This window comes from Sulfurovum sp., from assembly GCF_041562805.1.
Lineage (GTDB): Bacteria > Campylobacterota > Campylobacteria > Campylobacterales > Sulfurovaceae > Sulfurovum.
Genome location: NZ_JBFFOH010000128.1, coordinates 1 through 7,247, shown reverse-complemented (window position 1 = coordinate 7,247; position 7,247 = coordinate 1). Strand labels below are relative to the sequence as shown.

The window sequence follows — 7,247 nt, the reverse complement described above, 5'->3', positions numbered from 1 at the left end:
TCCGCCAATTGTTCCTACAAATCTAGTTGTTTTTGTTGCATAGAATGTTTCACTAAACAGAATATTGTTTTTTTCATCTGCTATGCACCAATCTACCGCTGCCCAGACTGCACCGGAATTATTGTCGCCAGCTACAATGTATTTGTGTAAAAAAATGTGTACATTGAATCGCTTTGATGTTGTGAAATTTTTTTTATGTGTTTCATTTTTGAGGGTATCGCGCAAAGACCATACAATGTTCTCTTTATCGGCTTCGTCAAACTTTCCATACTCTTTAATACCGACATTTATCAGAATTATGCCTTTTGAATCTACCTCAATTGGAAAGACATTGATTTTGGGATAGTGTGATACTTTTGGAACATCATTTAAACTGACAGTACTCCGTTGCGTCTTCCCGGTAGTTCCACACCCTGCAACTCCAAAAAGAAAGATGATTATTGTTACTATGAATGTATGTTTTTTCATGTCAAAGACCCTATGAAGTAAATTACTACAGTTTTCCTCGTTCCCATCACTCTATGGGAATGCATAGGTCAGTTTATCAGTCAATAGTTAAAAGAACACGGCAAAGTCAGTTCCAAATTGAAAAAAGTATGAGTGTAAAATATTTTCTGAGGTGCCTTTTTATCGCATAATAGGTTTTATGTATGCATTACCATCGAGACGATGGGAACGAGGTAAAATTGTCTAAAAGGTACATTACCTATTATCTTTCATCCTGAAAAAATTATAAAAGACCAAAGGACTCATAATCAAAAGGCTATATATGTTGCTCAGATGGATTTTAGATGTGATTTAATAGAAGTATGGAATCGTTATGAAAAGGAAACAGGAAGGAAAATAATTACAAAGATTATTATTCCAAGTACTCTAAAAAGTGTATGTAAAAACTATCTAGTTGAACATGATATTGTTGAACACTACATTTATCCAAAAAAATAAACTATTGTGCTTACATTTTTGTAGGTAACTTGTGCTTTCTTTTCTATCTTCTCGATGCAAATGCATAGTTCAAATTACGGATCAAGCGTTGGAACACAGAGACATAGGGATCATGTGATAACGATAACTCTTTCTTTATTCTTCTATTCCTCGTTCCCATCACTCTATGGGAATGCATAGGTCAGTGTATCAGTCTAAAAAGAAGGGGCCGGGTGATAACTATTCACCTGGAGAAAAGTGCTGTTAACGCACTGAGAAGATGTGGAAAGAGGCTATTTCGCGTTTTCAGCTTGCTGCTGTTTTTCTAGCTCTTGACGTACCATGTCCATGTCAAGCTCTTGCACCTGTCTGATGACATCTTTTAGGCCTTCTTCCGGCATAACACCTGGCTGTTGGAAGACAGCGATGTTCTCTTTAATAATGATGGTCGTTGGAATAGAACGGATCTGGAATTGTCCAGCTAAGGCCTGCTCATCTTCAGTGTTGACTTTTCCAAAAACAATGTCAGGGTACTGCTCGGATGTTTTTTCATAGATCGGACCAAACTGTTTACAAGGGCCACACCATGGAGCCCAGAAATCTATGATCACGATGTTGTTGTTTTCAATAGTCTCACTGAAATTTGCTTCTGATAAATTTACTGTTGCCATTTTTAATCCTATATATTTTTATGAGTATCATTATGCCATATTATACTTAATATATATTTACTTGATAAAGGTACTACATGTCAAGGGTGATTAGAGCTCTTCTTTCAGAGACTCCGTTAATTGAATATCACCAAACAACCTAGCAGAGTATTCAACTATAGTGTTGATAAAGAGAGCTGCCGATATACTTCAGAATATTTTAAATAGAGGGTTGAGTATGTCAGAAGAGAAAACGCAAAATATATTTATGTATCACTGGATGAAAGAGATGCTTTCGAGCAGTTTTGATGACCTTAGAGACTTGAATTATGAAGAGGTCAAAAGACGTTACGACGAGATGGCAGAAGAGCGAAAAAAGGTTAGAGCTATAGAGAGCAGAAATGGGGATATTGTCTTTTTTGTTGTACTGCTGGGTATTGTTGCATTTTTCTACTGGATCGGTCTCTACTACACCTCTTTGGTATTGTTGGGGTTTGCAGCACTTTCAGTCGTCTTTGTTATGATTGATGAAAAGATCTCAAAGCCTGGTGACTTTACCAGTTGGGGTATTTTGCCGTTTAGCTTTTTTCTTATTGCTGTAGGTTCTGTAATGTACTATTTTGCCACACCGCCGACTGCACCGCTGTTCTAAACGATCCAAGCCCCATCTTTATAAACCACTTCCAGAATTGTAATGAATAGACTCAACTCTGGCTTCATTCATCTGCCTCCTCCTTACATAAGCCCAACTCTTCTAGAGGGTACGTAGTCTTGTTTCCGCAAAAATCATAAAAGGCATAAGAGTTGATCTCTTTTTTATAATTGCCCCTTGCTTTATGATAATGCTCTACCATCATCGGTTTGATGATCTCTTCTATCTTTTCTATAGGCTGTCTAAAGACAAGCCTATTGTCTACATCAATTGTTCTTCCTGTGTTTGCCATTGCGCTTGCCCAACTTCTACTCCTGTAAACAGGACCACCCTCAATTCTTGGAAACCTCCCACTCGATGAGGTTATGGCATTCATCAACTCTGCTTTTCTGTATTGGCCATTAAACTCATGATAAAACTTTGATCCAAGTATATTAAAAGCAGTTTTTACCTTCCTCCCTTTCTCAGCCTCCATGAGGTCATCTATGCTTTTTAAAAAACTATAAGCATCTTGTTCCTTTAAAAACTTCTCTATGATCTCCTTATGCTTTTCAGGATAAGAGGGGATAAGATCAGTCAAGAACTTCTCTTTTCCTCTTTTCACAATACTATTTCGGATACTGTCTTCCAAGGTAGCCGGATTAGCCATTTGGTAGCGCTCTATCAGCATCTCATCATCAACATTAGAAAGGTCAGAAAGTGACGTTAAGCTTTCACGGTCTCTGTCTGCATAAAAACTCCATACTAAGACCAGCTCTTTTTCATAAGCAATACGTATCTGTTTTACATCATCTAGAAGTATGAAGTGTATTTTTGGACCGTTGCGTTTAAAGTCAAGCTCCTCTTGCCTTTTCTCTTCAATGAGTTTGAAGTATCTTTCAACCTCTTCACCTTTTGACTTTCGATTGCTCATACTGTTTGTAAAGCCTGAAGCCTTAAGAATCCTATCTATCTCAGCCTCTTTCTCCTCTTCACTCTCAAAACGTGTTTTCTTGATTAGTGCAGGGTCGTAACTGTCCTCTAAGCTTACCAGCCTGGCAGATGGACGATACTCTTTGTTAGGCGTGGCTATAAGCTTAGTATCATAGTCTGTCTGATTAGAAGGTTCGACCAGAAAAGGTTCGGACTGGAACATAGGGTGTGTATCTTCTGTAAAGATATAAAAGGGTCTGTCTCTTTTCAGTAATATCTCTATAATCTGTTTTTGTAATGTCATATCATTGTCCTTGTAGGTTAAACGGCTTAGCGACACATTTTTTCTAAGTCATTGTGGTTGGCTCAATTGAGCATATATTTAAGGTTAGGTGTTTTGTATAACTACAACAGCTACCAAAACTATTGCAAATACAATAAAAGCAATTTTATTTAGAAGTGGTGCCTCTTTCCAGGTTCTAGTGGTTTTCTTGATGACTTATCCTTTTAGTAATGTTGTTTAGCTCAAAAGAATGAGCAACTATTTTGTACTTCAGTTGAGTATAAAGTGCAGTGGCGACAGGTTGTGTCATTTAACTGATTTACTATCTATTATCTTCATATCCACATGCGACATAACCTGTCATTTGCATCTATTAAGATTCATACATAAAACTATAAAGGAGACATTATGGGGTATGGTTGCTGCAATGAAATACTGACAGATAGTGATAGAGAGTTTTTTATAAAAGAAGCAGATAAGCTCGCTGTTAAGATAGCTGATGAGATGACAGAAGAGAACTATCACATATTTATAAAACGAGATTATTATGAAAAAAATGTCAATTGGCGGATGAGTGAAAGTGCTGATTTGGATTATAACTGGATAACTTTTATAGCTATTAAAAAGAACTTTGGTCTTGATGTTTTTATGCACAGCGCTGAGAGTAAGATAAGGGCTGCAGTTGCCGCAGAGGGTTATAAACCTTCTTTACTTATTGAAGATAAAAGTGCTTTAGTTCGTGCTGGTGTGGCAAAGTCCGGATATGGACTAAACACTCTTATAAATGATAAAGAAGCTGTAGTCCGCTCTGCAGTGGCAGAACAAGGCTACGGTCTTGATATATTAATAGATGATGAAGATAACAGTGTACGTCGCGCGGTAGCAGAACAAGGTTATAAGGTCGATACTTTAGTGAATGACAAAAGTACATGGGTACGACTTGGTCTGGCAAAGTCCGGATATGCACTCGAGCTCCTCATGCTTGATGATAACTTCTATGTTAGTCATGCTGCAAGGGAAAAGTTTCTTAAAAATATATCTAATTGCAAAAACAGTGAAGAAGCCATGAAAGCGCTTGAGTACATATCGAAGCTAGCTCCCCTGTCAATTGGCATTACTATACCTGGAATTGGAATGCGGGATATGGTTAAAGACATGGATGAAGGCATCGCTATAGATATTATAAATAAGGGTTACTGTTTGTCCTATTTTATAAACAGTACAAATGCTTGGATAAGAGCTGCCGTTGCTAAACAAGGGTATGGTCTAGATATATTGATAGATGACGAAGATAAAAGGGTACGTAAAGAGGTTGCAAAACAAGGCAATAGACTTGATGTACTGATTAATGATAAAGATGAATGGGTACGTATTGCAGTGGCAGAGCAGGGTTATGGACTGGATGTATTGATAAACGATAAAGACTCTCTAGTTCGTGTATATGTTGCAAAACATGGCTATAGGCTGGATGTTTTGGTTAATGACGAAAGTTCTTATGTTCGTCGACATGTTGCGCAACAAGGTTACAGGCTGGATATATTAGTATCTGACGAAGATTATGATGTACGTAAAGAAGTTGCAAAACAGGGCTATGGTCTCGATGTATTACTATACGATGAAGACAAATATGTACGTGCGGAAGTTGCAAAACAAGGCTATGGACTTGATATCTTAGTAGAAGATGAAGATAGTTATGTAAAAAAAGCTGTAATTTCTCAGGGGTATGCTTTAGATACTTTTCTTTATGTTAAAGATTACGGGATTGCCGGTTGCGCCTTAGAAAAAATAGCAGAGCAGTACTCTAAAGTAGATGAAGTCGTAAAACTGGTTGACTCTGTTATACAGACTGTTCCTGATTTTGTTGAAGAACTTCATACAGATACTTGTATAAAACTGATGAACAGAGGATTTCCTTTACACTATTTTATGAAACACAGGCACCGCAATGTAATAGATGCTCTTGTTGATCGAGGATATGCTTTGGAGACTTTTATCTATGATGATAATTACGGAACTAAACAATTAGCAGTATATAAAATCTTAGGAAGGTGTATAAATGCAGATGACGTTGTAGATCTGGTTGATACTGTTTTAAAAACTGATTCGGACTATATAAACAGGCTTAACGCTGATCTCTGTACAGCATTTATCGAAAAGGGATGCCCTTTAGAGTACTTTTCAGGACATCCTGATTATTACTCGTTCCCATCACTTGATGGGAATGCATAGGTCCGTTTATCAGTCAACAATTAAAACAACACTGCAAAGCCAACTCTCCGGCTTTTTACTCTTTCTCTGCCCACTCGCGGATTTTACGTTTTAGTTTTTTCTCCACTTTTTCGCTGATCTCGTCCCACTCTTGGGTGTTTTCTCTGCTCTCTTCGTCTTCTGCCCACTCTTTTAACCTATGCATCACTTTTGTCTCAACCTTACTGCCTATCTCTTCCCACTCTCTGTCGCGTCTTTTGTCTGCGGCAGATCTGCACTTCATTTGAGAACCGCCGCCCCAGACTGCGATGACGCCTAAGAGAAACCCAAAGTCGTACCATCCGCCACTGTTGTTGACGGCGTAGATGGCGACACTGTCATCGAAAAGGGACACGACAAAGGCAATAACAACGATCATACCATGCCATAAACCGTACCAAAACCCCACCTGCTCACGCTGATCTGCCAAAATAAAACTCACCGAATCCGCACAGCCTGCAAACAAGAGCAGGGCTATAACTGCTACTAAAATATAACGCATAACTTCCCCTTTTGATGATGTATAGATAAGAATATATTGTCATAACCAAATGCATATCAGAAATCTGTTCTCTTACATATGGAAGATGGAGTGTAGTGTTGAGTATCGTCAAGCAGATCTGAAATAAACGGGTTCAGGCAACCAATATTTCCTATTGGAATTTAAAGGCTTTGTTCCTTTGTCTTTATTGTTTTACTTTAGAAATGGCTAATTAAAGATGACTATCTTATTGGAATGATTCCGACAAGAGAGTACTCCCTAATCACTGTGCTATAGTGGTATAAATACTGTTACCATTGTACTTATTCCTTCTGCTGTGGCGGTAAGATAAGTTGTCCCAAAATCTATTATTTGCAAGGTGCTAGCGCCTATTTGGATTGCCACACCGTCACCGCCGTTAAGTAATGAGAAGAGAGTTGCACCTGTTATGTCTGCAGAGCTTCCATCAGAATAGTGTCCTGTTGAGGTAAGCAGTACCACATCTCCAGGCCAATACAGTGTAAAGTCACTTGGACTGACTGTTATCGATTCTAACACAGGGGGCATGATCGATACTGTTGTCGAACCGCTGATCCCATTGTATGATGCGGTAATCACTGCTGAACCTATATTTTCTCCATAAACATTTCCATGACTTACAAACGTTGCCACAGGACTATTAGACGATGTCCATAAACTCACATCGGTTATATTTAAAGTACTTCCATCAGAATAAGTTCCGGTAGCGGTCAGCTGCTGGGTTAAACCTTTGGCAATAGATGGATTCGCGGGAGTTAGTACTATAGACTCTAGCACTGCTGCTGTCGTTGTCACTGTGGTTGTTCCGCTGATACCGTCTAAAGAAGCAGATATAACGGCTGAACCAACATCGACACTACTGACTAATCCAGAACTGTTTACTGTTGCTACAGCTGTCGCAGCCGAGCTCCATGTTGTAATCGAAGCTGTGATATCAATAGAGGTTCCATCCGAATAGGTTCCTGTTGCTGTCAGCTGCTGGGTTATTCCAGCGGCCAAACTAGGATTCGCTGGGGTTAGTGCAATGGATTGCAATGCCGCGGCCGTGATTGTCACTGT

At 38.8% G+C, this 7,247-nt stretch carries 7 protein-coding genes; 2 read left to right on the top strand and 5 right to left on the bottom strand.

Annotated elements, in window-relative coordinates; all coding sequences use genetic code 11:
* Positions 1 to 468, bottom strand: a 468-nt coding sequence (locus ABYK33_RS12210) for a hypothetical protein (RefSeq protein ID WP_373033519.1), incomplete at its 3' end; no start/stop codon positions are given.
* A 749-nt stretch (positions 469 to 1,217) separates the two neighbouring features.
* Positions 1,218 to 1,595 (bottom strand): thioredoxin, encoded by a 378-nt coding sequence (gene trxA / locus ABYK33_RS12205; RefSeq protein WP_373033518.1) that lies wholly within the window; start codon positions 1,593 to 1,595, stop codon positions 1,218 to 1,220.
* 217 nt (positions 1,596 to 1,812) lie between these two features.
* Between trxA and ABYK33_RS12200 the strand changes: the two genes are divergently transcribed.
* Positions 1,813 to 2,226, top strand: coding sequence for a hypothetical protein (locus ABYK33_RS12200; protein ID WP_373033517.1), 414 nt, complete (start codon positions 1,813 to 1,815; stop codon positions 2,224 to 2,226).
* A 64-nt stretch (positions 2,227 to 2,290) separates the two neighbouring features.
* Here the strand turns inward: ABYK33_RS12200 and ABYK33_RS12195 are convergent, their stop codons facing one another.
* Positions 2,291 to 3,442 (bottom strand): hypothetical protein, encoded by a 1,152-nt coding sequence (locus ABYK33_RS12195; RefSeq protein WP_373033515.1) that lies wholly within the window; start codon positions 3,440 to 3,442, stop codon positions 2,291 to 2,293.
* Positions 3,443 to 3,829: 387 nt separating this feature from the next.
* On the opposite strand from ABYK33_RS12195, the gene ABYK33_RS12190 reads away from it, so the two are divergent.
* Positions 3,830 to 5,650 carry a hypothetical protein gene (locus ABYK33_RS12190; protein ID WP_373033514.1) on the top strand — a complete coding sequence of 607 codons (1,821 nt, stop codon included), beginning with the start codon at positions 3,830 to 3,832 and terminating at the stop codon, positions 5,648 to 5,650.
* 55 nt (positions 5,651 to 5,705) lie between these two features.
* On the opposite strand, the gene ABYK33_RS12185 is transcribed toward ABYK33_RS12190, so the two are convergent.
* Together ABYK33_RS12185 and ABYK33_RS12180 are read right to left on the bottom strand one after the other, a co-directional pair.
* A complete protein-coding gene (locus ABYK33_RS12185; protein ID WP_373033513.1) occupies positions 5,706 to 6,170 on the bottom strand; it encodes a hypothetical protein in 465 nt (154 codons plus the stop codon).
* A gap of 270 nt (positions 6,171 to 6,440) precedes the next feature.
* The coding region (locus ABYK33_RS12180) for an Ig-like domain-containing protein (protein WP_373033512.1) at positions 6,441 to 7,247 on the bottom strand (807 nt) is incomplete at its 5' end.